Source organism: Cupriavidus sp. WS (genome assembly GCF_000395345.1).
GTDB lineage: Bacteria > Pseudomonadota > Gammaproteobacteria > Burkholderiales > Burkholderiaceae > Cupriavidus > Cupriavidus basilensis_B.
This window is the reverse complement of sequence record NZ_AQPL01000205.1, coordinates 1-21693: the sequence shown is the minus strand read 5'-3', so window position 1 is coordinate 21693 and position 21693 is coordinate 1. Positions and strand designations below refer to the sequence as shown.

Here is a 21693-nt window from a genome sequence, read left to right as displayed (position 1 = left end):
TGCGTTCATGCCCGCCACGTGGCGCGCATTGCGCAGGTTTGCAGCCGTCGCTGCCGTTGCGGCCCGCATGTCGGAGCATGCCTGGCCCACCGCAGGTTTCCCGTGGCCGGACGCGGGCCTTGCCCGGATTCCGGCCAGGGGCGCCCGGATCGTCGTCCGGGGCCGGCGGCTCCTGTTAGCGGTCGATCTCGCCGAAGACGATGTCCTGCGTGCCGATGATCGTTACCGCGTCTGCAATCATGTGGCCCTTGGCCATTTCGTCGAGGGCTGCCAGATGGGCAAAGCCCGGCGCCCGGATCTTCAGGCGGTACGGCTTGTTCGCGCCGTCGGAGATCGCGTAGATGCCGAACTCGCCCTTCGGGTGCTCCACCGCCGCGTAGGCTTCGCCTTCGGGCACGTGGATACCTTCGGTGAAGAGCTTGAAATGGTGGATCAGCTCTTCCATGTTCGACTTCATGTCCACGCGCGCCGGCGGCGTCACCTTGTGGTTGTCGCTCATCACCGGGCCCGGGTTGCGGCGCAGCCAGTCGATGCACTGCCTGATGATGTGGTTGGACTGGCGCATCTCTTCCACGCGCACCAGGTAGCGTGCGTAGCAGTCGCCGCCCACGCCCACCGGCACCTGGAAGTCCATGCGGTCGTACACCTCGTAGGGCTGCTTCTTGCGCAGGTCCCACTCGATGCCGGAGCCGCGCAGCATCGGACCGGTGAAGCCCATCTGCAGCGCGCGCTCGGGGCTCACCACGCCGATGCCGACCAGGCGCTGCTTCCAGATCCGGTTGTCGGTGAGCAGCGTCTCGTATTCGTCGACGTACTTCGGGAAGCGGTTGGTGAAGTCCTCGATGAAGTCCAGCAGCGAGCCCGAACGCGCTTCGTTCATGGCCTTGATGGCGCGCTCGTTGTGGATCTTCGACGCCTTGTATTGCGGCATCGTGTCGGGCAGGTCGCGGTACACGCCGCCCGGACGGTAGTAGGCCGCGTGCATGCGCGCGCCCGACACCGCCTCGTACATGTCGAACATGTCTTCGCGTTCGCGGAACGCGTACAGGAAGACGGCCATCGCGCCCACGTCGAGCGCATGCGCGCCGATCCACATCAGGTGGTTCAGCAGGCGCGTGATCTCGTCGAACATCACGCGGATGTACTGCGCGCGGATGGGCACGTCGACGTCGAGCAGCTTCTCGATCGCCATCACGTAGGCATGCTCGTTGACCATCATCGACACGTAGTCGAGGCGGTCCATGTACGGCACGCTCTGGATCCAGGTCTTCTGCTCCGCCAGCTTCTCGGTGGCACGGTGCAGCAGGCCGATGTGCGGGTCGGCGCGCTGGATCACTTCGCCGTCGAGCTCGAGCACGAGGCGCAGCACGCCGTGTGCCGCCGGGTGCTGCGGGCCGAAGTTCAGGGTGTAGTTCTTGATGTCTGCCATTGCGCTTCTCAGTGCTGCAAGCCGCCGTAGTTCTCTTCCCGGATCACGCGCGGCGTGATTTCACGCGGCTCGATGGTCACGGGTTGATAGATCACCCGCTTCTGCTCGGGGTCGTAGCGCATTTCGACGAAGCCCGACACCGGGAAGTCCTTGCGGAACGGGTGGCCGACGAAACCGTAGTCGGTCAGCAGGCGGCGCAGGTCGTTATGGCCTTCGAATACGATGCCGAAGAAGTCGAACGCTTCGCGCTCGAACCAGTTGGCCGAGTTCCAGACGTCGTTCAGCGACGGCACCACGGGCACGTCGTCGTCGGGCGCGAACACGCGCACGCGCAGGCGCCAGTTATGGGTGATCGACAGCAGGTGCGTCACCGCGGCGAAACGGGGGCCGTCCCAGGCACCGTCGCCGTACGCGGAGTAATCGACGCCGGCCACGTCGAGCAACTGCTCGAAGCGCAGCGAGGGATCGTCGCGCAGCATCAGCGCGGTTTCCAGGTAGTCGTCGGCCTTGACGATCAGGGTTAGCTCCCCTACCGCCTCGACGAGTTTCTGGATACGCTTGCCCAATGTCTTTTCGAGCGCGGCCTTCAGGGTATCGAGGTTCGCCATGTCAGCCCTTGCGCGCGATGGTATTGGTGCGGCGGATCTTGTTCTGCAGCTGGATGACGCCGTAGATCAGCGCTTCGGCCGTCGGCGGGCAGCCCGGCACGTAGATATCCACCGGCACGATGCGGTCGCAGCCGCGCACCACGGAATACGAGTAGTGATAGTAGCCGCCGCCATTCGCGCACGACCCCATCGAGATCACCCAGCGCGGCTCCGCCATCTGGTCGTAGACCTTGCGCAGCGCGGGGGCCATCTTGTTGCACAGCGTGCCGGCCACGATCATCACGTCGGACTGGCGCGGCGACGGGCGGAACACCACGCCGAAGCGGTCCAGGTCGTAGCGTGCCGCGCCGGCATGCATCATTTCCACGGCACAGCAGGCCAGGCCGAAGGTCATCGGCCAGAGCGACCCGGTGCGGGTCCAGTTGATCAGCTTGTCAGCGGTAGTCGTGACGAAGCCTTCATTGAGAACGCCTTCGATTGCCATTTCACATCACTCCCAATCGAGCGCGCCTTTTTTCCAGATGTAGACGAAGCCCACGATGAATTCCAGCAGAAACACGCCCATGGAGAAGAATCCCGGCCAGCCGATCTCGCGCAGGGCTACACCCCACGGGAAAAGGAAGGCAGTTTCGAGATCGAACAGGATGAACAGGATAGCGATGAGGTAGTAGCGCACGTCGAACTTCATGCGCGCGTCCTCGAACGCTTCGAAGCCGCACTCGTAGGGAGAGAGCTTCGCGGGGTCGGGTTTGTTGGGGCCGAGGATCCGGCCGATCGACATCAATGCCACGCCGAGCACGACACCGAAGATGATGAAGATGAGGACGGGGAAGTAGGCTTCGAGATTCAAGGTACGGCCAGCCTTATCTGGAATGTTGTCAACAGCACCAGCAGCTAGCGGCGACCTGTTGCCCACCCCAAGCGCCATTCCGTAGAAATTACGACGCCGCCTTGCGGACTGGCCGGGGCACGAAGCCGGGATGCTCTCCGGACTCCACGCCCCGATCAAGTTGTTTGGTGCCGACGGCGAGACTCGAACTCGCACAGCTTTCGCCACTACCCCCTCAAGATAGCGTGTCTACCAATTTCACCACGTCGGCTGGGGGAGAAACAATATTGCCTGGCGCTGGCCTTGGGGCCCAGGGTTTTTACACCCTTCGGAACTCTGGCTGGGATACCTTGATCCTGGCTGGAGCCCCGTCGCTGGGGGATCGTTTCAAGCCTTGCATTCTAACCCAAAATTCTTGTTTTGTTCAACGCACAACTACAAAAATCTTCAAGAATCCGTCGCAAGGCCGCTTGATTATTTCGGTACTGCGGGCGCGGCTGCGCCGGAGGCTGCCACGGTCGGCGCAGCGGGGGCCGAAGCCGCCGCGGCAGGGGCCGGCGCCGACTGCGGAGCGGCGCCCATCACGCCCAGCGAGGCAGTGGGACGGTAGTTGCCCATCAGCGTCAGGCTCAGCGTGCAGATGAAGAACAGCGACGCCAGCACGGCCGTGGTGCGCGACAGGAAGTTGGCCGAGCCGGTGGCGCCGAACAGGCTGCCCGAGGCGCCCGAGCCGAACGCCGCGCCGACGTCCGCGCCCTTGCCATGCTGCAGCAGCACCAGGCCGATCACGCCAAGCGCGGACAGTACCTGCGCCACTACCAACAAAGTTTTGAAAATTGCCATTTGGTTCGATTCGCTTGCCTGATCAGACCATGTGAGCGGCCGGCATTCAGGCGTTGCCGATCGCGAGGAAATCGTCCGACTTCAGCGCGGCGCCTCCGATGAGGCCCCCGTCGATGTCGGGCATGGAAAACAGTTCTGCCGCGTTGTCCGGCTTGACGCTGCCGCCGTACAACATGGCCATGCCGGCCGCCACGCCGGCGTCGCGCGCCGCCACGCGGCCGCGCAGGAATGCGTGCACGGCCTGGGCCTGCGCGCTGCTGGCGGTCTTGCCGGTGCCGATCGCCCAGACCGGCTCGTAGGCCAGCACGACGCGCGCGAGCTGCTCGGCCGACAGCGCCGCCAGCACGGCGTCGAGCTGGCGGCCGACCACCGCCTCGGTCTCGCCCGCCTCGCGCTGCGCCAGGGTCTCGCCCACGCATACCACCGGCACGATGCCGGACTCGAGCGCGCGCACCGCCTTGGCGGCCACCACGGCATCGGTCTCGCCATGATAGCCGCGGCGCTCCGAATGCCCGACCAGGACGTAGGAAACGCCGAATTCGGCCAGCATCGAAGCCGCCACCTCGCCGGTGAACGCGCCGCGCACCTCGGCCGAGACGTCCTGCGCGCCCCACGCCACGGCCGTGCCGGCCAGCAGCGACTGGCACTGCGCCAGGTACGGGAACGGCGCGCACACCGCCAGGCGGGCGCTGGCCGGTGCGGCCTTGATACCTGCCAGCAGGGCCGCGTTGGCGGCCAGGCTGCCGTGCATCTTCCAGTTGCCGATGACGAGCTTTTGTCTCACGGAGCGCCTCTCTCGATAAAACCCGCTATTGTAGCGCGGGCGCGGGCCCTACGCCACCAGAGCGGCCCTGGACCGGCCCCGGGAAGCGCCCCGCGCCCTGCCCCGCCGTCCCTTACCAGGTCAGCACGATCTTGCCGATGTGCTCGCTGGACTCCATCAGGCGGTGCGCGTCGGCGGCCTGCGCCGCCGGGAAGGTCTGGTGGATCACCGGCTTGATCTTGCCGGCGGCCAGCAGCGGCCACACGTGCCGGTGCAGCGCCTGCGCGATCTCGCCCTTGAACGCCACCGGGCGCGGGCGCAGCGTCGAGCCGGTCACGGTGATGCGCCGGCGCAGGATGTCGGCCAGCGGGATCTCGGCCTTGGCGCCGCCCAGCAGCGCGATGATGACGATGCGGCCGTCGTCGGCCACGCAGGCCAGCTCGCGCGCGAGGTAGGGGCCGGCCACCATGTCGAGGATGACGTCGGCGCCGCGCCCGCCGGTCAGCGCCTTGACCTCGGCGACGAAGTCCTCGGTCTTGTAGTTGATGGCGCGATCGGCGCCGAGCGCCTCGCAGGCGCGACATTTCTCGATGCTGCCGGCGGTCACGAAGACCTTGTGGCCGAGCGCCTTGGCGATCTGGATCGCGGTGGTGCCGATGCCGCTCGAGCCGCCCTGGATCAGCAGGGTCTCGTCCTTGCCGAGCGGGCCGCGCCCGAGGTAGCCGCGGTCGAACACGTTGCTCCACACCGTGAAGAAGGTCTCGGGCAGGGCCGCCGCCTCGACGTCCGACAAGCCCGCCGGCACCGGCAGGCACTGCGCCGCTGGCGCCGCGCACAGTTCGGCGTAGCCGCCGCCCTGCACCAGCGCGCACACGCGGTCGCCGAGCTTGAGGCCGAAGCGGTTGTCGGCATGCGCGAGGTCGCCGCCAGCCACCACGCCCGCCACTTCCAGGCCGGGCAGGTCGGACGCGCCCGGCGGCACCGGGTAGTTGCCGGTGCGCTGGAACACGTCGGGGCGGTTGACGCCGGCGGCGCTCACGCGGATCAGGATCTCGCCCGCGCGGACCTCGGGATCGGGGCGCTGCGTCAGTTGCAGGACCTCGGGGGCGCCGTATTCGCGGATTTCGATGGCTTGCATGTCTTCTCCTTGCATTGCGCATGCGGCGGCGTGCGCGCATGGCTGGGGTCGGTATCGGGGGGCCCGGCGGCGGCGCGGCCCCTGGAGGCGCGCCACGGCGCCGGGCCGGGACTCGCGCAGTGTAAACAAAAAAACGGCTGGACATCGCCAGCCGTTTTTCCTGCTACGGGTACCGCGCGGGGCAGCTTACTGCTGCTGTTCCGCCGACGGGTTCGCCGGCGCGTCGCTGTTGACGATCGGGCTGATGCTGCCGCCCTCTTCGGCCAGCGCGGCCTTCAGGGACAGGCGCAGGCGGCCCTTCTCGTCGGCCTGGATCAGCTTGACGCGAACCTGCTGGCCTTCCTTGAGCCAGTCCTTGATGTCCTTGACGCGCTCGTTGACGATCTCGGAGATATGCAGCAGGCCATCCTTGCCCGGCAGGATGTTGACGATCGCGCCGAAGTCCAGCAGCTTGAGCACGGTGCCGGCGTAGATCTTGCCCACTTCGGCTTCCGCGGTGATACCTTCGATGCGGCGCTTGGCTTCGGCCATGCCTTCGGTCGAGGTCGAGGCGATGGTGATGGTGCCGTCTTCCTGGATGTCGATGGTGGTGCCGGTTTCCTTGGTCAGCGCCTGGATGGTCGAGCCGCCCTTGCCGATCACTTCGCGGATCTTGTCCGGATGGATCTTCATGGTGATCATGCGCGGCGCGTGCTCCGACAGCTCGGTGCGCGCGTGGCCCATCGCGTCCTGCATCTTGCCCAGGATATGCAGGCGGCCTTCCTTGGCCTGCGCCAGCGCGACCTGCATGATCTCCTTGGTGATGCCCTGGACCTTGATGTCCATCTGCAGCGCGGTGATGCCGGCGTCGGTGCCCGCCACCTTGAAGTCCATGTCGCCGAGGTGGTCCTCGTCGCCGAGGATGTCGGTCAGCACGGCGAACTTGTTGCCTTCCAGGATCAGGCCCATCGCCACGCCGGCGACGTGCGCCTTGACCGGAACGCCGGCGTCCATCAGCGCCAGGCAGCCGCCGCACACCGAGGCCATCGACGACGAGCCGTTCGATTCGGTGATCTCGGAGACCAGGCGGATGGTGTAGGCGAACTCGTCGTCCTTCGGCAGCACCGGGATCAGCGCGCGCTTGGCCAGGCGGCCGTGGCCGATTTCACGGCGCTTCGGGCTGCCCACGCGGCCAGTCTCGCCGGTGGCGAACGGAGGCATGTTGTAGTGGAGCATGAAGCGGTCGCGGTATTCGCCGGCCAGCGCGTCGATGATCTGCTCGTCGCCCTTGGTGCCCAGCGTGGCCACCACCAGCGCCTGCGTCTCGCCGCGGGTGAAGATGGCCGAGCCGTGCGCGCGCGGCAGCACCGACGAGCGGATCTCGATCGGGCGCACCGTGCGGGTGTCGCGGCCGTCGATGCGCGGCTCGCCCGACAGCACCTGGCTGCGCACGATCTTCGCTTCGATGTCGAACAGCACGTTGCCCACTTCGACCTTGTCGGCTTCCACGCCGGCTTCGGCCAGTTGGGCCGTCACGGCGGCGTAGACTTCCTTGAGCTTCTGGCTGCGCGCGGACTTCTGGCGCAGCTGGTAGGCGTCCTGCAGCAGCGGCAGCGCGATCTCGCCGATCCTGGCGATCAGCGCTTCGTTCTTCGGCGCCGGCGCCCAGTCCCACTCGGGCTTGCCGCCGTCGCGCACCAGGTCATGGATGGCGTTGATGGCGGTCTGCATCTGCTCGTGGCCATAGACCACGGCGCCCAGCATCACGTCTTCCGACAACTGGTTGGCTTCCGACTCCACCATCAGCACGGCGCGCTCGGTGCCGGCCACGACCAGGTCGAGCTCCGACGCGGCGATCTGCGCGCGGGTCGGGTTGAGCAGGTACTGGCCGTCCTTGTAGCCGACGCGGGCCGCGCCCACGGGGCCGCTGAACGGGATGCCCGACACCGCCAGCGCGGCCGAGGCGCCGATCAGCGCGGGGATGTCGGCCGGCACTTCCGGGTTCAGCGACAGCACGTGGATCACCACCTGCACGTCGTTGTAGAAGCCTTCCGGGAACAGCGGGCGCAGCGGACGGTCGATCAGGCGCGAGGTCAGCGTCTCGTTTTCCGACGGACGGCCTTCACGCTTGAAGAAACCGCCGGGGATCTTGCCGGCGGCGTAGGTCTTCTCGATGTAGTCGACGGTCAGCGGGAAGAAGTCCTGGCCGGCCTTGGGCGACTTGGCGGCCACCACGGTGGCCAGCACCACGGTGTCTTCCACGTCGACGATCACGGCGCCGCCAGCCTGGCGGGCGATTTCGCCGGTTTCCAGGCGCACCGTGTGCTGGCCCCACTGGAATTCCTTGACGACTTTATTGAACATGGTCATGAGCGTTCCTTTGTTCGTGCTTGCACGCTTGTGCAATGCCCGCGTTAGCAGCCGCGGGCGAACCGCCGGATGCGCGTCGGTCGCGGTCACAGGGAAGTGCTATGCCATTCCAGCGGGATACCCGCGACCGCGGATACCACGCTGGAATGACACAAAGCCCCGCTTCCTTGCCCGACTCCGGTGTGAAAAAAAAGCTAAAGAACGGACTAACTTACTCCGTTGCACGTCTTGGCGCAACGGGCGCCAGGCGGTGGCGCCTGGCGCTGCCGGGTGGAACCGAAGTCACAACGGACATCGCGCCACCCGGCAGCGTCGCGGGCGTCGGCCCGCAAAAACAAAATGCCTGCATCAGCAGCGCTGACGCAGGCATTCATGGCTTCACGCGAAGGCGTGCAGTGCATCCATTCGCGCTGCCATCCGGACGATCCTGGGGTGCTTACTTGCGCAGGCCCAGCTTCTCGATCAGCGAACGATAGCGGTCGGCATCGTTGGCCTTGAGGTAGTCCAGCAGGCGGCGACGACGGCTCACCATGCGCAGCAGGCCGCGGCGGCTGTGGTGATCCTTCATGTTGGCCTTGAAGTGGGGGGTCAGTTCGTTGATGCGGTTGGTCAGCAGGGCGACCTGGACTTCGGGGCTGCCGGTGTCGTTGGTTGCGCGTGCGAACTGCTTGATGATGTCGGTCTTGCTGCTGGTTTCGGCTGCTGCCATGATGATTTCCTTTTCACTTGCGAACGCTACAGCGCGGAATGCGCCGCCTGCGTCGTGCCTTTTGCATTGCCCTTTTGCATTGCTTGTGCTGCTGGTTTGCGATGCTTGCGTTGCTTTTCAGGCATATTTGCCGCCGCCCGCCCCGTGGATGACCCCGGTTTGGCCGTGACAGCCGGCGATTATAGCGGAAATCCGGCCGCGCTTGCCAGCAAATCCCTCAGAACCGCTCCATCTGGCACGTCGTCGGCAATGTGGTCTGCGCTGCCTTCAGTTTCCTGACCGTGCGGAAGCCGTAGCCCGAGCCCTCGTTGTCGAAGCGCACCTCCCCGCCCTGCTTCTCCATCACCGACACGTAGAGCGGCTGCAGCACCTGGTGGTCGCTGGCGCGGATGGTGGCCTCGTGGAAGTCGTTGACGTAGCGCATGTCCTCCAGCGCGTGCGCCACCTTGACGGCGTCGGTCGAGCCGGCCCGCTCGATCGCGCGCGCCAGCATCTCGACCATCATCTGCATGCGCAGGTGGACGTAGTCGTCGCGCGGCTCGGGGTAGCGCGCGCGGAAGGCCCGGTAGAACGCATCCGAGGCGGCGCCGCCCACGTTCGGGTGCCATTCGGCCACCGCCAGCACCCGCCCCACCCCAGCGTCGCCCATCGCCGCGGGCGCGCCCAGGCCGTTGCCGTAGAAGGTGTAGAACCTGGCGTTCAGGCCGCCTTCGCGCGCGGCCTTGACCATCAGCGTCAGGTCGTTGCCCCAGTTGCCGGTGATGACGGCGTCCGCGCCGCTGGCCTTGATCTTGGCGATGTACGGCGCGAAATCCTTGATCTTGCCGATCGGGTGGAATTCGTCGCCGACGATGCGCAGGTCGGGGCGCTTGGCGGCCAGCATCTCGCGCGCCGAGCGCGCCACCTGGTGGCCGAAGCTGTAGTCCTGGTCGATCAGATAGACGCGGCGCACGCCCGCGTCGGCGCGGATGACCTCGGTCAGCGCCTGCATGCGCATGTCGGCGCTGGCGTCGAAGCGGAAGTGCCAGAAGCTGCAGTTCTCGTTGGTCAGCGCCGGGTCGACCGCCGAGTAATTGAGGAACAGCACGCGCGCGTCGGGCTGGCGCTGGTTGTGGCGGTTGACCGCGCCGACCAGCGCGGCGGCCACCGCCGAGCTGTTGCCCTGCAGGACGAACGGCATGTGGCGGTCGGTCAGCGCGCGGAACTGCATCAGGCTCTCGTCGACGTTGCCCTTGCTGTCGAGCGTGACCAGCTCGAACGGGCGCGCGCCCTGCGCGGTCTTCACGCCACCGCGCGCATTGACGCGCTCCACGGCGATGCGCAGGTTGCGCACCACCGCGTCGCCGGCGTTGGCGAACGGACCGGACAACCCTTCGATCATGCCCAGCCGGATCGGCTCCTGCGCGCCCGCGCCCGCGGCGGCCAGCGCCAGCAGGCAGCCGGCCAGCCATCGTCTACTCCACATCGAGAGCCCTCCCGTCGAAAGCGATGCATGGTAAGCCACGGACGCGGGCCGAGGCAAACCGCGGCGGCCCTCGCCCGACAGAAAGCGCGGCGCCGCGAAGGCGGCACCATGACGCCCGTTGCCACGGGATGCGCGCCGGATGACGGCGCCGCTGAAGCCCGCGCATTGCGCGCGAGAAGCCGCAAAGACAGCGCAAAGACAGCGCGAAGGAAGCGCAAAAGAAAGCCCAAACGAAACGCAAAACGCCCGCCAGCGTCCTCGTGGGAAACGGGCGGGCCGGTTCAAGCCGCGCGGCCGGATAGGCCGCGGGCTTGCCGCGGGGATCCGGGTCAGATCTGCGGGTTGATCTTCTGCACGGCCTTGTCGTGCAGCTTGTTCAGCGCGGCCAGGTAGGCCTTGGCCGAAGCCGCCACGATGTCCGGGTCCGTGCCGACGCCGTTGACGATGCGCCCGGCCTTGGACAGGCGCACCGTCACTTCGCCCTGGGCCTGGGTGCCCGTGGTGATGGCGTTGACCGAATACAGCACCTGCTCGGCGCCGCTGTTGACCTTGCTTTCGATCGCATGCAGGGTGGCGTCGACCGGGCCGTTGCCCTCGGCTTCGCCGATCAGTTCCTGGCCGTCCATGTTGAAGACCACGCGCGCGTGCGGACGCTCGCCGGTTTCCGAGCGCTGCGACAGCGAGATGAAGCGGAAGTGGTCGTTGACGTCGTGGGCCTCGTCGGAAACGATGGCCATGATGTCTTCGTCGAAGATCTCGGCCTTCTGGTCGGCCAGTTCCTTGAAGCGCGCGAAGGCGGCGTTGATCTCGCTTTCGCTGTCGAGCGTGATGCCGAGCTCCTGCAGGCGCTGCTTGAACGCGTTGCGGCCCGAGAGCTTGCCCAGCACGATCTTGTTGGCGCTCCAGCCCACGTCCTCGGCGCGCATGATCTCGTAGGTGTCGCGCGCCTTGAGCACGCCGTCCTGGTGGATGCCCGAGGCGTGCGCGAACGCGTTGGCGCCGACCACGGCCTTGTTGGGCTGCACCACGAAGCCGGTGATCTGCGAGACCAGCTTGGAGGCCGGCACGATCTGCGTGGTGTCCACGCCGACGTCCATGTCGAAGTAGTCGCGGCGCGTCTTGACCGCCATCACCACCTCTTCGAGGCTGGTGTTGCCGGCGCGCTCGCCGAGGCCGTTGATGGTGCACTCGACCTGGCGCGCGCCGCCGAGCTTGACCGCCGCCAGCGAGTTGGCCACCGCCATGCCGAGGTCGTTGTGGCAGTGCACGGACCAGATCGCCTTGTCGGAATTGGGGATGCGCTCGCGCACCGAGCGGATCAGCGCGGCGTAGCCTTCCGGCACCGCGTAGCCGACCGTGTCGGGCAGGTTGATAGTGGTGGCGCCCTCGGCGATCACGCCTTCGAGCACGCGGCACAGGAAGTCCATGTCCGAGCGGCTGCCGTCCTCGGGCGAGAACTCGATGTCGTCGGTGAACTGGCGCGCGAAGCGCACGGCCAGGCGGGCCTGCTCATAGACCTGGTCCGGCGTCATGCGCAGCTTCTTCTCCATGTGCAGCGCCGAGGTGGCGATGAAGGTATGGATGCGGAACGAGTTGGCCGGCTTGAGCGCCTCGGCGGCGCGGGCGATGTCCTTGTCGTTGGCGCGGGCCAGCGAGCAGATGGTGGAGTCCTTGACCACCTGGGCGATCGCGCGGATGGCCTCGAAATCGCCGTTGGAGCTGGCCGCGAAGCCGGCTTCGATCACGTCCACCCTCAGGCGCTCCAGCTGGCGCGCGATGCGGATCTTTTCCTCGCGGGTCATAGAGGCGCCGGGCGACTGCTCGCCGTCGCGCAAGGTGGTGTCGAAAATGATGAGTTTGTCGGACATGGATGGGGCTCCTGGGCTTTATCTGTTGTGCTTGGCGTCTGGCGGGCCTGGCCTGTTCTCGCTGCGCCGGCGCTGAATGCAGAACGCCCCGGCGTGCAGTGATGCAGGCCGGGGCGTTTGTGAATCCTGTGTGACTTTGCGCGAGGGTGTTGGCTTCCCTCAGCGCGAACGCGTCCCGACCTGATGGCCTAGTAGGCCACCTAGCGTGGTGCGGGCGAGTAGGGCTTGGCGCGAAATCATGTCAGCGACTATAGCCGAGATGCCGGGCGCGCGCAACATGGACGCATCAATCGTGCCGATAGTCGATGCCCGATGGCCGCAGGCGGTGTCCGCGCCGCCCCGGCCATCGGCGCCCCGCCGTCAGGCCTTCGGCGGGATGCGCAGCTTCTGCCCCGGATAGATCTTGTCCGGGTTCGACAGCATCGGGCGGTTGGCCTCGAAGATGGCGGTGTACAGCGCGCCGTTGCCGTAGGCGGTCTGGGAGATCGCCCACAGCGTGTCGCCCTTGACCACGGTGTGCCATTGCGACTCGGCCGTCTCCACGTTGACCGACATCTTGTCGTCGACCTTGTCCACGCCCTGCACGTTGCCGCAGCACAGGATGATCTTCTCGCGCGTGGCCTGGTCCGGCGCCACGCCGAACACCGTCACCAGCCCCTGCGAGCCGTCCACCTGCACCGTCAGCCCGGTGGCGTCCAGGCCCATCTGCCTGATGTAGCCCTCGATGGCGTCGCCGGCGGCGCGGTTGGCCGCGTCGGCATCGGCCGCGGGCGCGGCAGCGGGCGTGGCCGCCTTGGCCTCGCCGCCGCCGAACAGTTTCTCTCCTGCTTCCTTGATGAAGTCGAGCATGCCCATGAGAACCTCCTGTGATCGTGAAAAGGAACAACAACGCAACAGCGGCGCAACAGCAGCCGGGATCAGAGAGCCAAGATAAGAGAGCGGCGGTAAAAGAGCGAGCACTGAAGAGTAAAAAAAAGAAAAGGCGCCGCAGCGCCTTTTCACCGGAACGGCTCAAGAACGTTCGTTCCCGCCGTCGCGCGCCTTGCGCACGCCGGCCGGCTGCCCGTGCAGCGCGCGCCAGCCCCACAGCAGGTAGCCGGAGATCGCGTAGGCCACGAACAGCCCGAACAGCGCCACCGGCGGGTCGGTCGACACCACCACGAACAGCACCAGCACCAGCACCATCATGCCGAACGGCACGCGGTAGCGCACGTCGAGCGCCTTGCCGCTGTAGAACGGCGCGTTCGACACCATCGACAGCCCGGCGTACAGCGTGATGCCGAACGCCACCCACGGCATCCACAGGTCCTTGACCGGCAGCTTGTTGTCGATCACCAGCCACACGAAGCCGGCCACCAGCGCCGCCGCCGCCGGGCTGGGCAGCCCCTGGAAGAAGCGCTTGTCGACCACGCCGATGTTGGCGTTGAAGCGCGCCAGGCGCAGCGCGGCGCAGGTGCAGTAGACGAAGGCGGCGATCCAGCCCCATTTGCCGAGGTCGTGCAGGATCCACTCGTACATCACCAGCGCCGGCGCCACGCCGAACGAGGTCATGTCGGACAGCGAGTCGTACTGCTCGCCGAACGCGCTCTGGGTATTGGTGATGCGCGCCACGCGGCCGTCCATGCCGTCCAGCACCATCGCCGCGAAGATGGCGATGGCCGCCGTGTCGAAGCGCATGTTCATGGCCTGCACGATGGCGAAGAAGCCGGCGAACAGCGCCGCGGTGGTGAAGGCGTTGGGCAGCAGGTAGATGCCGCGCCGGCGCGGCCGCACGTATTCGATGTCGGGGTCGGCGGCATCGTCGTAGCCGTCCGGCTCGCCGCCGCGCAACTGGTTGTGGCGGAACGGACGCAGATGCGTCACGTTGCCGTTGCTGGCGCGCTTGTTGCGCCGGTTGAATGCACCCATGCCTGTTTTCTCCAGTGGCCGCGGGCCGGATCAGTCCAGCTCGGCCAGGACCGTCGACGACGCCGACACCTTCTCGCCGATGGTCACGCGCGGGCGCGCGTCCACGGGCAGGTACACGTCCACGCGCGAGCCGAAGCGGATGAAGCCGTAGCGCTGGCCGCGCGACAGGGTCTCCCCCACCCGGGTATAGCAGAGGATGCGGCGCGCCACCAGCCCGGCGACCTGCACCAGCGTCACCACCTTGCCGTCGCCGGCGCGGCGGATCACCACGGCGTTGCGCTCGTTCTCGAGCGAGGCCTTGTCGAGGTCGGCGTTGACGAACTTGCCGGGGAAGTATTCGACCTTCTCCACCTGGCCGTCCACCGACACGCGGTTCGAGTGCACGTTGAACACGTTCATGAACACGCTGATCTTCAGCGCCTCGCGCCCGGCATAGGGGTCCTGGGTTTTCTCGACCACCACGATGCGGCCGTCGGCCGGGGCCAGCACGGCGTTCGGCTGGGCCGGGATCGGCCGCGGCGGGTCGCGGAAGAACTGCAGCACGAACAGCGTGACGATCCACAGCGGCAGGGCCCACCAGAAGCCGGCGCTGACCTGCACCAGCAGCGAGATGACAAAGGCAATGCCCAGGAACGGCCAGCCTTCACGGGCGATCAGCGGATGAGGATAGTTCATGCAATGCTTGGTAGAAGGTAAAGTCTGACAAGGATAACAAAAAGCCGTCCAGCCCCCGCGCGAAAGCGCCCCCGGAAGCGGGGACCGAACGCGCGGAAGGCCGGACGGCCGCGGCCCGCCGCGCGAAACGGCGGGCCCAGGACTGCATTCCGACTTAGTTCTTCGACTGGTCGACCAGCTTGTTCTTGGCGATCCAGGGCATCATGGCGCGCAGCTTGGCGCCCACTTCCTCGATCTGGTGCTCGGCCGTCAGGCGGCGGCGCGAGATCAGGGTCGGCGCGCCGGCCTTGTTCTCGAGCAGGAAGCTCTTGGCGTACTCGCCGGTCTGGATGTCGGTCAGGCACTGCTTCATGGCCTTCTTGGTCTCCTCGGTCACGACGCGCGGGCCGGTGACGTACTCGCCGTATTCGGCGTTGTTGGAGATCGAGTAGTTCATGTTGGCGATGCCGCCTTCATAGATCAGGTCGACGATCAGCTTCAGTTCGTGCAGGCACTCGAAGTAGGCCATTTCCGGCGCGTAGCCGGCTTCCACCAGCGTCTCGAAGCCGGCCTTGATCAGCTCGACGGTGCCGCCGCACAGCACGGCCTGCTCGCCGAACAGGTCGGTTTCGGTTTCTTCGCGGAAGTTGGTCTCGATGATGCCGGCGCGGCCGCCGCCGTTGGCGGTGGCGTACGACAGGGCGATGTCACGGGCGGCGCCGGACTTGTTCTGGTGCACGGCGATCAGGTGGGGCACGCCGCCGCCTTGCGCGTAGGTCGAGCGCACGGTGTGGCCCGGGGCCTTCGGCGCGATCATGATCACGTCGAGGTCGGCGCGCGGGATCACGGCGCCGTAGTGCACGTTGAAACCGTGGGCGAAGGCCAGCGCGGCACCTTCCTTGATGTTGTCGTGCACTTCGTTCTTGTACACCTCGGCGATCTGCTCGTCCGGCAGCAGGATCATGACCACGTCGGCGGACTTGACCGCCTCGGCCACTTCCTTGACCTGCAGGCCGGCGTTGACGGCCTTGTTCCACGATGCGCCGCTCTTGCGCAGGCCGACCGTGACCTTGACGCCCGAGTCGTTCAGGTTCTGCGCGTGGGCATGGCCTTGCGAGCCGTAGCCGATGATGGTGACGTTCTTGCCCTTGATCAGGGAGAGGTCGGCGTCCTTGTCGTAAAACACTTTCATGATGGTTCCTTCAAGCTTTCGTTTTCGTGTGTCGGGGTAGCGGCTGCCGCGCGGCGCGCGGCGATGCCGCCCGGGGATACTGCAATCGGGTCAGACCTTCAGGATGCGTTCGCCGCGGCCGATGCCCGAGCCGCCGGTACGGACGGTCTCGAGGATGGCGGCGCGGTCGATGGCGTCGAGGAAGGCGTCGAGCTTGACGCCGTTGCCGGTCAGCTCGATGGTGTAGGTCTTCTCGGTGACGTCGATGATGCGGCCGCGGAAGATGTCGGCGGTGCGCTTCATTTCCTCGCGCTCCTTGCCGACCGCGCGCACCTTGACGAGCATCAGCTCGCGCTCGATGTGCGCGCCTTCGGTCAGGTCCACCACCTTGACCACCTCCACCAGGCGGTTCAGGTGCTTGGTGATCTGCTCGATCACGTCGTCGGAGCCGCTCGTGACGATGGTCATGCGCGACAGCGAGGCGTCCTCGGTGGGTGCCACCGTCAGCGTCTCGATGTTGTAGCCGCGCGCCGAGAACAGGCCGACCACGCGCGACAGCGCGCCCGGTTCGTTTTCCAGCAGGACCGAAATGATATGTCGCATCACAGGTCCTCCGCGCCGAGCAGCATCTCGGAGATGCCCTTGCCGGCCTGCACCATCGGCCACACGTTTTCGGTGGGGTCGGTCTGGAAGTCGAGGAACACGGTACGGTCTTTCAGGCGGAACGCTTCGCGCAGCGCGGGCTCGACGTCCGAGGTCTTCTCGATGCGCATGCCGACGTGGCCATAGGCCTCGGCCAGCTTGACGAAGTCGGGCAGCGCGTCCATGTAGGAGTGCGAGTAGCGGTTGTCGTACTCGATCTCCTGCCACTGGCGCACCATGCCGAGATAGCGGTTGTTGAGCGCGCAGATCTTGACCGGGGTGTCGTACTGCAGGCAGGTCGACAGTTCCTGGATGCACATCTGGATCGAGCCTTCGCCGGTGATGGTCACCACTTCCTTCTCGGGGAAGGCTTTCTTGATGCCCATCGCATACGGCAGGCCCACGCCCATCGTGCCCAGGCCGCCGGAATTGATCCAGCGGCGCGGCTGGTCGAACTTGTAGAACTGCGCGGCCCACATCTGGTGCTGGCCGACGTCAGAGCAGATGTACGCATCGCCCTTGGTCAGTTCCCAGATCTTCTCGACCACGTACTGCGGCTTGATGATCTCGGAATTGCGGTCGTACTTGAGGCAGTCCACCGAGCGCCACTGCTCGATCTGCTCCCACCAGCGGGCCAGTGCCTCGCGCCGGGGCTTGACGTCGCTGGCCTGCAGCTGCGAGATCAGCTCCTGCAGCACGTCCTTGACGTTGCCCACGATGGGGATGTCCACCTTGACGCGCTTCGAGATCGAAGACGGGTCGATGTCGATGTGGATGATCTTGCGCGGCTGCGAGGTGAAGTGCCCCGGGTTGCCGATCACGCGGTCGTCGAAGCGCGCGCCGATGGCGATCAGCACGTCGCAGTTCTGCATGGCCATGTTGGCTTCATACGTGCCGTGCATGCCGAGCATGCCGACGAACTGCTTGCTGGTGCCGGGGAACGAGCCCAGGCCCATCAGCGTGTTGGTGACCGGATGGCCGGTCAGCGCGGCCAGCTGGCGCAGCTCCTCGCTGGCGTTGGCCAGCACCACCCCGCCGCCGGCGTAGATGAACGGCCGCTCGGCGCCCTGCAACAGCGCGAGCGCCTTGCGGATCTGGCCCGAATGGCCCTTGTTCACCGGGTTGTACGAGCGCATGTCGATCGACTTGGGATACTCGTACTTGCAGGCGTTGCGCGAGACGTCCTTGGGGATGTCCACCACCACCGGGCCGGGACGGCCGGTCGCGGCGATGTAGAACGCCTTCTTGATGGTCGAAGCGAGATCGCGGACGTCCTTGACCAGGAAGTTGTGCTTGACGATCGGGCGGGTGATGCCGACCGTGTCGCATTCCTGGAATGCGTCCTGGCCGATGGCGTGGGTCGGCACGTTGCCGGTGATCACCACCATCGGGATCGAATCCAGGTAGGCCGTGGCGATGCCCGTCACCGCGTTGGTGACGCCGGGACCCGAAGTCACCAGGGCACAGCCCACCTTGCCGGTCGCGCGCGCATAGCCGTCCGCGGCATGGACCGCGGCCTGCTCGTGGCGCACCAGGATGTGCTCGATCTTCTTCTGCTTGTAGAACTCGTCGTAGATATACAGCACTGCGCCGCCGGGGTAGCCCCAGACGTACTCGACGCCTTCTTCGGCAAGTGCGTGAACGAGGATTTCCGCACCGATCATTTCGGGTGCGGCAGATGAATTGCTGTCTGCGTGGGAGAATTCCGCGCTGGGCATGTTCATTTCAGTCCTTTGCAATTTTCGGCAAAAAATTGTTCGGATGCTCTCTGCCGGGCTTGTGGCGCGGGTTCAAGCGGTGCGCGTCTGCATGGTAGACCGCCTCATAAGCGGCCTGATGAGACAACCACTGATGTCGTGAACCGACGATGATACCGCAATGCATCAGGCTGGTCTACGGCTTTCTGCCTGCCCGGGCGCGCCCGGCGCGGTGCGGTTTTCCGCGCGCGCCGCGGCCATTGCAGCCCGTGCCGGCGGGCCCGTGAATGACCGCAACAAAGAACAAAGATGGTCACCCACAGGGTTATTTGCTAGCATTCCCCCCATTTTGGACGTGCGGGCAGCCGTAACCCGCACATCCACCGGCCGCGGCCTCACCGTCTGTACCCCGCCTGCATGGCAACCGATCAGGAACTATCCGACTTTCTCGCCAGCGTCGAGCGGCGCGCCTTCAAACAGGCCGTGTTTGCGGTGCGCGACGACGAGGCCGCCCTGGACATCGTCCAGGACGCCATGATCAAGCTCGCCGAGAAATACGGCGACAAGAGCGCCGGCGAACTGCCGCCGCTGTTCCAGCGCATACTGCAGAACACCATCCACGACTGGTTCCGCCGTCAGAAGGTGCGAAACACCTGGGTCACGCTGTTTTCCAACCTGCGCGACGACCGGGAAGGCGAAGATAATGACCTGCTCGACACTTTCGAGGCCGAAATCGGCTCCGAATCCGCCGAAAGCAGCGCCGACAAAGTGGAACGCGCCCAGACCATGCACATCATCGAACAGGAGATCCAGCGCCTGCCGACACGTCAACGCGAAGCTTTCCTGATGCGTTACTGGGAGGATATGGACGTCGCGGAAACGGCTGCTGTCATGGGATGCTCGGAAGGCAGCGTCAAGACTCACTGTTCCCGCGCCACGCACACACTGGCGCAGGCATTGCGAGCGCGGGGGGTCCGACTATGAGTAACAGAAACGAAAAAGAAATCAATGAACGCCGCCTGGCACACGAGATTCGCACGGCACTGGATGCCTCGGCGAACGCGTTGCCGGCCAATGTGACCGAACGGCTCGCCGCCGCGCGGCGCATGGCGCTGTCGCGCCGCAAGGCGCATGCCGCGGTGGCCGCGCCGCAGCTGGCCACGGCCGGCGCGGCCACGGTCTCGTTCGACGAAGACGATTCGCCGCTGCACCGCGCGGGCGCCTGGCTGCGCCGCCTCGGGCTGGTGTGGACGCTGGTGGCGCTGGGCGCCGGCCTGATCGGCATCTACCACTGGCAGCAGCAGAAGCGCGTGGACGAGCTCGCCGACGTGGATGCCGCCATGCTGCTCGACGACCTGCCGCCGGCGGCCTACGCCGACCAGGGCTTCCACGTGTTCCTGAAACGCGGTCAGCAATAGCGATGGCCAGCACCCCTTCGCGCCGCGCCGCGCCACGCCGGCGGCTGGCAGGCTTGCTGCTGGCCGGCGCCGCCGCGGCCGCCGCCTGGCTGTCCGCGCCGCTGGCGTGCCAGGCCCAGGGCGGCCGCGCCACCGGCGCTTCTGCCGCCACCAGCCCCGTCAACGCGCATCCGACCTGGGCCGAGCTCTCCGTCGTGCAGCAACGCGTGCTCGCCCCGCTGCAAGACGAGTGGAACAACTTCCCCGAACTGAATCGCCGCAAATGGGTGCAGATCGCGGAGCGCTACCCGAAATTCTCGCCGGCCGAGCAGGCGCGCCTGCAGACGCGCATGACCGAATGGGTCAAGATGACGCCGCAGCAGCGCCGGCTGGCGCGCGAGAACTACCAGATCACGCGCTCGCTGCCGCCGCAGAAGAAGGCCGAAGCCTGGGACAAGTACCAGCAACTGCCTGAAGAACAGAAGAAGAACCTGGCCGCCGCCGAGAAGGTGCCGCGCCGCCCGGGCGCGGTCAGCGCCCTGCCCTCGGGCAAGCGGCTGCCCGCCGAGACCACGCGCCAGCTGCACCTCGAGAAGAAGGTGCCGGCCGCCGCGCACATGGCCGCCCACCACCCCGCCTCCGACGCCGGCGCGCATGTGCCCGACCTGCCGGCCGCCGCGCCGGCAGCCGGCACGATGGCGCCCGCCGCGATCCTCGCCGCGCCCGATGCGCCACACGACGCCGGCGCCGGCGCCGAGCCCGCGGCCAGCAACGCCGGCGGACCGGCCAGCCCCGACGAGCCGGTCCGCCGATAAGCGCGGCTGCCCGGCCAACTGCCGCCGGCCGGGCTTTGGCATAATGCGCGTTGCGCCCGGGCGCGCCGCCGTCGCCGCATCTGTCGCCGCGTCCGTCCTTTGTGCCTGACTTCGTGACCGGCTTGGTGACCGTCCTCGCGCCGGTCTCCCTGACCGTCGCGACGCCCTTCTTCCCGGCCGGCACCTGGCCGGCATCGCCCTTGCCCAATTCCGCCATGCCCGCCGCCGCCACCTCCCGTACCAGCACCAAGCCAGCCGCCCCGGCCGGCGCCCCTCGCCCGGCGCCCTCGCTGCGCCGCCGCGTCGCCTGCATGCTCTACGAGGGCGTGCTGCTGTTCGGCGTGCTGAGCGCCTCCACCGCGCTCTACCTGCTGGCGCGGCCGGCGCTGCGGCGCCTCGGCGTGGACGGCGAGCTCGCCATGCAGGCATGGAGCTTTCTGGTGCTGGGCTGCTACTTCGTCTGGTTCTGGCAGCGCAACGGCCAGACCCTCGCCATGCAGACCTGGCGCATGCGCGTGGAAACCGCCGCCGGCGTGCCGCCGCGCTGGCCGCGCGCCGCCGCGCGCTACCTGCTGGCGTGGCTGTGGCTGCCGCCGTCGGCGGCCGTCGGGCACGCGCTCGGCCTGGTCAAGGGGCCCTTCGTCGGCGTGCTCGCCGGCGGCCTGCTGATCTGGATCCTGCTGGCGTGGCTGGACCCGCGGCGCCAGTTCCTGCACGACCGCATGGCCGGCACCCGCCTGGCCGACCTGCGCCCGCCCCGGCCATGACGCTCTCGGCCGCCGCCTTGCGCCGCATCGCGGTGGCATTGCAGGCTGCCGCGGTGGCGGGCTGCGCGGTGGCGCTGCGCGAGCGCGCCGGCTGGACGCTCGGCGCCGGGCTGCTGGCCGGCCTGCTGCTGGTGCTGGGCCTGCTGGGACTGTCGCTGGCCGGCGCCTTCGTGCTCTCGCTGGCCGGCTTCGGCGTGCCCGCCGGCCAGCGCCCGCCGCGGCCGCCGGCCCTGCTGGCGACCCGGCCCGCGCCGCTGGCGCCGGTGCCGGCGCTGGCCTGCTACCTGCACGAATACGCCGCCGTGCTGCGCATGTTCGACTGGCTCCAGCCGTTCTGCTCGCGGCGCCGCTTCACGCCGGCCCGCGCGCCCGGCTCGCGCCCGCCGCTGCTGCTGGTGCACGGCTACGGCTGCAACCACGCGGTCTGGCTGGACATGCAGCCGGCGCTGGCCGCGGCCGGCTACCACTGCGAGGCGATCGACCTCGAACCCGTGTTCGGCGACCTCGACCACTACGCGCTGCAGGTGCGCGCCGCCATCGCGCGCATCGCCGCCACCACCGGCCAGGCGCCGCTGCTGCTGTGCCACAGCATGGGCGGGCTGGCCGCGCGCGCGGCCGTGGCGGGACGCGGCAAGCCGCCG

22 protein-coding genes and 1 tRNA gene are annotated in these 21693 nt (G+C 67.2%); 5 read left to right on the top strand and 18 right to left on the bottom strand.

All coding sequences use genetic code 11. The features are described 5' to 3' along the window. Nucleotides 1-175: 175 nt before the first annotated feature. The 18 genes from K206_RS0117190 to K206_RS0117105 form a co-directional block, all read right to left on the bottom strand. Nucleotides 176-1429: an NADH-quinone oxidoreductase subunit D gene (locus tag K206_RS0117190; protein ID WP_020203633.1), complete on the bottom strand. Its 1254-nt coding sequence runs from the start codon at nucleotides 1427-1429 to the stop codon at nucleotides 176-178. 8 nt (nucleotides 1430-1437) lie between these two features. Continuing rightward, entirely contained in the window at nucleotides 1438-2037 is a 600-nt protein-coding gene (locus tag K206_RS0117185; protein ID WP_020203632.1) for an NADH-quinone oxidoreductase subunit C, read from the bottom strand. 1 nt (nucleotide 2038) lies between these two features. Next, on the bottom strand, nucleotides 2039-2521 hold the full coding sequence (locus tag K206_RS0117180; protein ID WP_020203631.1) for an NADH-quinone oxidoreductase subunit B family protein: 483 nt from the start codon (nucleotides 2519-2521) through the stop codon (nucleotides 2039-2041). Between the two features lie 6 nt (nucleotides 2522-2527). Continuing rightward, complete coding sequence (locus tag K206_RS0117175; protein WP_020203630.1) at nucleotides 2528-2887, bottom strand: NADH-quinone oxidoreductase subunit A; 360 nt, start codon at nucleotides 2885-2887, stop codon at nucleotides 2528-2530. 165 nt (nucleotides 2888-3052) lie between these two features. Beyond that, nucleotides 3053-3137 (bottom strand) — tRNA-Leu (locus K206_RS0117170). A 203-nt stretch (nucleotides 3138-3340) separates the two neighbouring features. Next, nucleotides 3341-3709: a preprotein translocase subunit SecG gene (gene secG / locus K206_RS0117165; protein ID WP_029043743.1), complete on the bottom strand. Its 369-nt coding sequence runs from the start codon at nucleotides 3707-3709 to the stop codon at nucleotides 3341-3343. Between the two features lie 46 nt (nucleotides 3710-3755). Then, on the bottom strand, nucleotides 3756-4493 hold the full coding sequence (tpiA, locus tag K206_RS0117160; protein ID WP_029043742.1) for a triose-phosphate isomerase: 738 nt from the start codon (nucleotides 4491-4493) through the stop codon (nucleotides 3756-3758). Nucleotides 4494-4605: 112 nt separating this feature from the next. Beyond that, nucleotides 4606-5610 carry an NAD(P)H-quinone oxidoreductase gene (locus K206_RS0117155; RefSeq protein ID WP_020203627.1) on the bottom strand — a complete coding sequence of 335 codons (1005 nt, stop codon included), beginning with the start codon at nucleotides 5608-5610 and terminating at the stop codon, nucleotides 4606-4608. Between the two features lie 186 nt (nucleotides 5611-5796). Further along, nucleotides 5797-7959 carry a polyribonucleotide nucleotidyltransferase gene (gene pnp, locus K206_RS0117150; protein WP_020203626.1) on the bottom strand — a complete coding sequence of 721 codons (2163 nt, stop codon included), beginning with the start codon at nucleotides 7957-7959 and terminating at the stop codon, nucleotides 5797-5799. 436 nt (nucleotides 7960-8395) lie between these two features. Next, complete coding sequence (rpsO, locus tag K206_RS0117145) at nucleotides 8396-8668, bottom strand: 30S ribosomal protein S15 (RefSeq protein ID WP_020203625.1); 273 nt, start codon at nucleotides 8666-8668, stop codon at nucleotides 8396-8398. 217 nt (nucleotides 8669-8885) lie between these two features. Continuing rightward, entirely contained in the window at nucleotides 8886-10133 is a 1248-nt protein-coding gene (locus tag K206_RS0117140; RefSeq protein ID WP_020203624.1) for a branched-chain amino acid ABC transporter substrate-binding protein, read from the bottom strand. Between the two features lie 329 nt (nucleotides 10134-10462). Further along, the gene (locus tag K206_RS0117135; RefSeq protein WP_020203623.1) at nucleotides 10463-12001 is read right to left on the bottom strand and encodes a 2-isopropylmalate synthase; all 1539 of its coding nucleotides are present in this window, start codon (nucleotides 11999-12001) and stop codon (nucleotides 10463-10465) included. Nucleotides 12002-12361: 360 nt separating this feature from the next. Continuing rightward, nucleotides 12362-12856, bottom strand: coding sequence for a peptidoglycan-binding protein LysM (lysM, locus tag K206_RS0117130; protein ID WP_020203622.1), 495 nt, complete (start codon nucleotides 12854-12856; stop codon nucleotides 12362-12364). 156 nt (nucleotides 12857-13012) lie between these two features. After that, complete coding sequence (gene pssA / locus K206_RS0117125; protein ID WP_020203621.1) at nucleotides 13013-13909, bottom strand: CDP-diacylglycerol--serine O-phosphatidyltransferase; 897 nt, start codon at nucleotides 13907-13909, stop codon at nucleotides 13013-13015. Nucleotides 13910-13939: 30 nt separating this feature from the next. After that, nucleotides 13940-14584 (bottom strand): phosphatidylserine decarboxylase, encoded by a 645-nt coding sequence (locus K206_RS0117120; protein ID WP_020203620.1) that lies wholly within the window; start codon nucleotides 14582-14584, stop codon nucleotides 13940-13942. Between the two features lie 154 nt (nucleotides 14585-14738). After that, nucleotides 14739-15755, bottom strand: coding sequence for a ketol-acid reductoisomerase (gene ilvC / locus K206_RS0117115; protein WP_020203619.1), 1017 nt, complete (start codon nucleotides 15753-15755; stop codon nucleotides 14739-14741). A 90-nt stretch (nucleotides 15756-15845) separates the two neighbouring features. Further along, on the bottom strand, nucleotides 15846-16337 hold the full coding sequence (ilvN, locus tag K206_RS0117110) for an acetolactate synthase small subunit (protein ID WP_020203618.1): 492 nt from the start codon (nucleotides 16335-16337) through the stop codon (nucleotides 15846-15848). After that, on the bottom strand, nucleotides 16337-18100 hold the full coding sequence (locus K206_RS0117105) for an acetolactate synthase 3 catalytic subunit (RefSeq protein ID WP_029043741.1): 1764 nt from the start codon (nucleotides 18098-18100) through the stop codon (nucleotides 16337-16339). Before K206_RS0117105 ends, ilvN begins: the two co-directional genes overlap by 1 nt. 390 nt (nucleotides 18101-18490) lie before the next feature. Between K206_RS0117105 and K206_RS0117100 the strand changes: the two genes are divergently transcribed. The 5 genes from K206_RS0117100 to K206_RS0117080 all read left to right on the top strand — a co-directional run. Further along, nucleotides 18491-19057, top strand: a complete 567-nt coding sequence (locus K206_RS0117100) for an RNA polymerase sigma factor (protein WP_020203616.1) — start codon at nucleotides 18491-18493, stop codon at nucleotides 19055-19057. Further along, on the top strand, nucleotides 19054-19491 hold the full coding sequence (locus K206_RS0117095) for a DUF3619 family protein (RefSeq protein WP_020203615.1): 438 nt from the start codon (nucleotides 19054-19056) through the stop codon (nucleotides 19489-19491). The genes K206_RS0117100 and K206_RS0117095 overlap by 4 nt, the downstream gene beginning before the upstream one ends. Before the next feature lie 2 nt (nucleotides 19492-19493). Beyond that, nucleotides 19494-20285, top strand: a complete 792-nt coding sequence (locus K206_RS0117090; protein ID WP_020203614.1) for a DUF3106 domain-containing protein — start codon at nucleotides 19494-19496, stop codon at nucleotides 20283-20285. Between the two features lie 215 nt (nucleotides 20286-20500). Continuing rightward, a complete protein-coding gene (locus tag K206_RS0117085; protein WP_029043740.1) occupies nucleotides 20501-21052 on the top strand; it encodes an RDD family protein in 552 nt (183 codons plus the stop codon). Beyond that, nucleotides 21049-21693, top strand: a 645-nt coding sequence (locus tag K206_RS0117080; protein WP_020203612.1) for a triacylglycerol lipase, incomplete at its 3' end; no start/stop codon positions are given. The genes K206_RS0117085 and K206_RS0117080, both read left to right, overlap by 4 nt.

What these genes read in the sequence shown, in the direction of transcription:
- K206_RS0117190 (WP_020203633.1), bottom strand. Translation starts at nt 1,429, where the DNA reads ATGGCAGACATCAAGAACTACACCCTGAACTTCGGCCCGCAGCACCCG.
- K206_RS0117185 (WP_020203632.1), bottom strand. Translation starts at nt 2,037, where the DNA reads ATGGCGAACCTCGATACCCTGAAGGCCGCGCTCGAAAAGACATTGGGC.
- K206_RS0117180 (WP_020203631.1), bottom strand. Translation starts at nt 2,521, where the DNA reads ATGGCAATCGAAGGCGTTCTCAATGAAGGCTTCGTCACGACTACCGCT.
- secG (WP_029043743.1), bottom strand. Translation starts at nt 3,709, where the DNA reads ATGGCAATTTTCAAAACTTTGTTGGTAGTGGCGCAGGTACTGTCCGCG.
- K206_RS0117155 (WP_020203627.1), bottom strand. Translation starts at nt 5,610, where the DNA reads ATGCAAGCCATCGAAATCCGCGAATACGGCGCCCCCGAGGTCCTGCAA.
- pnp (WP_020203626.1), bottom strand. Translation starts at nt 7,959, where the DNA reads ATGACCATGTTCAATAAAGTCGTCAAGGAATTCCAGTGGGGCCAGCAC.
- rpsO (WP_020203625.1), bottom strand. Translation starts at nt 8,668, where the DNA reads ATGGCAGCAGCCGAAACCAGCAGCAAGACCGACATCATCAAGCAGTTC.
- K206_RS0117140 (WP_020203624.1), bottom strand. Translation starts at nt 10,133, where the DNA reads ATGTGGAGTAGACGATGGCTGGCCGGCTGCCTGCTGGCGCTGGCCGCC.
- K206_RS0117135 (WP_020203623.1), bottom strand. Translation starts at nt 12,001, where the DNA reads ATGTCCGACAAACTCATCATTTTCGACACCACCTTGCGCGACGGCGAG.
- lysM (WP_020203622.1), bottom strand. Translation starts at nt 12,856, where the DNA reads ATGGGCATGCTCGACTTCATCAAGGAAGCAGGAGAGAAACTGTTCGGC.
- pssA (WP_020203621.1), bottom strand. Translation starts at nt 13,909, where the DNA reads ATGGGTGCATTCAACCGGCGCAACAAGCGCGCCAGCAACGGCAACGTG.
- K206_RS0117120 (WP_020203620.1), bottom strand. Translation starts at nt 14,584, where the DNA reads ATGAACTATCCTCATCCGCTGATCGCCCGTGAAGGCTGGCCGTTCCTG.
- ilvC (WP_020203619.1), bottom strand. Translation starts at nt 15,755, where the DNA reads ATGAAAGTGTTTTACGACAAGGACGCCGACCTCTCCCTGATCAAGGGC.
- ilvN (WP_020203618.1), bottom strand. Translation starts at nt 16,337, where the DNA reads ATGCGACATATCATTTCGGTCCTGCTGGAAAACGAACCGGGCGCGCTG.
- K206_RS0117105 (WP_029043741.1), bottom strand. Translation starts at nt 18,100, where the DNA reads ATGAACATGCCCAGCGCGGAATTCTCCCACGCAGACAGCAATTCATCT.
- K206_RS0117100 (WP_020203616.1), top strand. Translation starts at nt 18,491, where the DNA reads ATGGCAACCGATCAGGAACTATCCGACTTTCTCGCCAGCGTCGAGCGG.
- K206_RS0117095 (WP_020203615.1), top strand. Translation starts at nt 19,054, where the DNA reads ATGAGTAACAGAAACGAAAAAGAAATCAATGAACGCCGCCTGGCACAC.
- K206_RS0117090 (WP_020203614.1), top strand. Translation starts at nt 19,494, where the DNA reads ATGGCCAGCACCCCTTCGCGCCGCGCCGCGCCACGCCGGCGGCTGGCA.
- K206_RS0117085 (WP_029043740.1), top strand. Translation starts at nt 20,501, where the DNA reads ATGCCCGCCGCCGCCACCTCCCGTACCAGCACCAAGCCAGCCGCCCCG.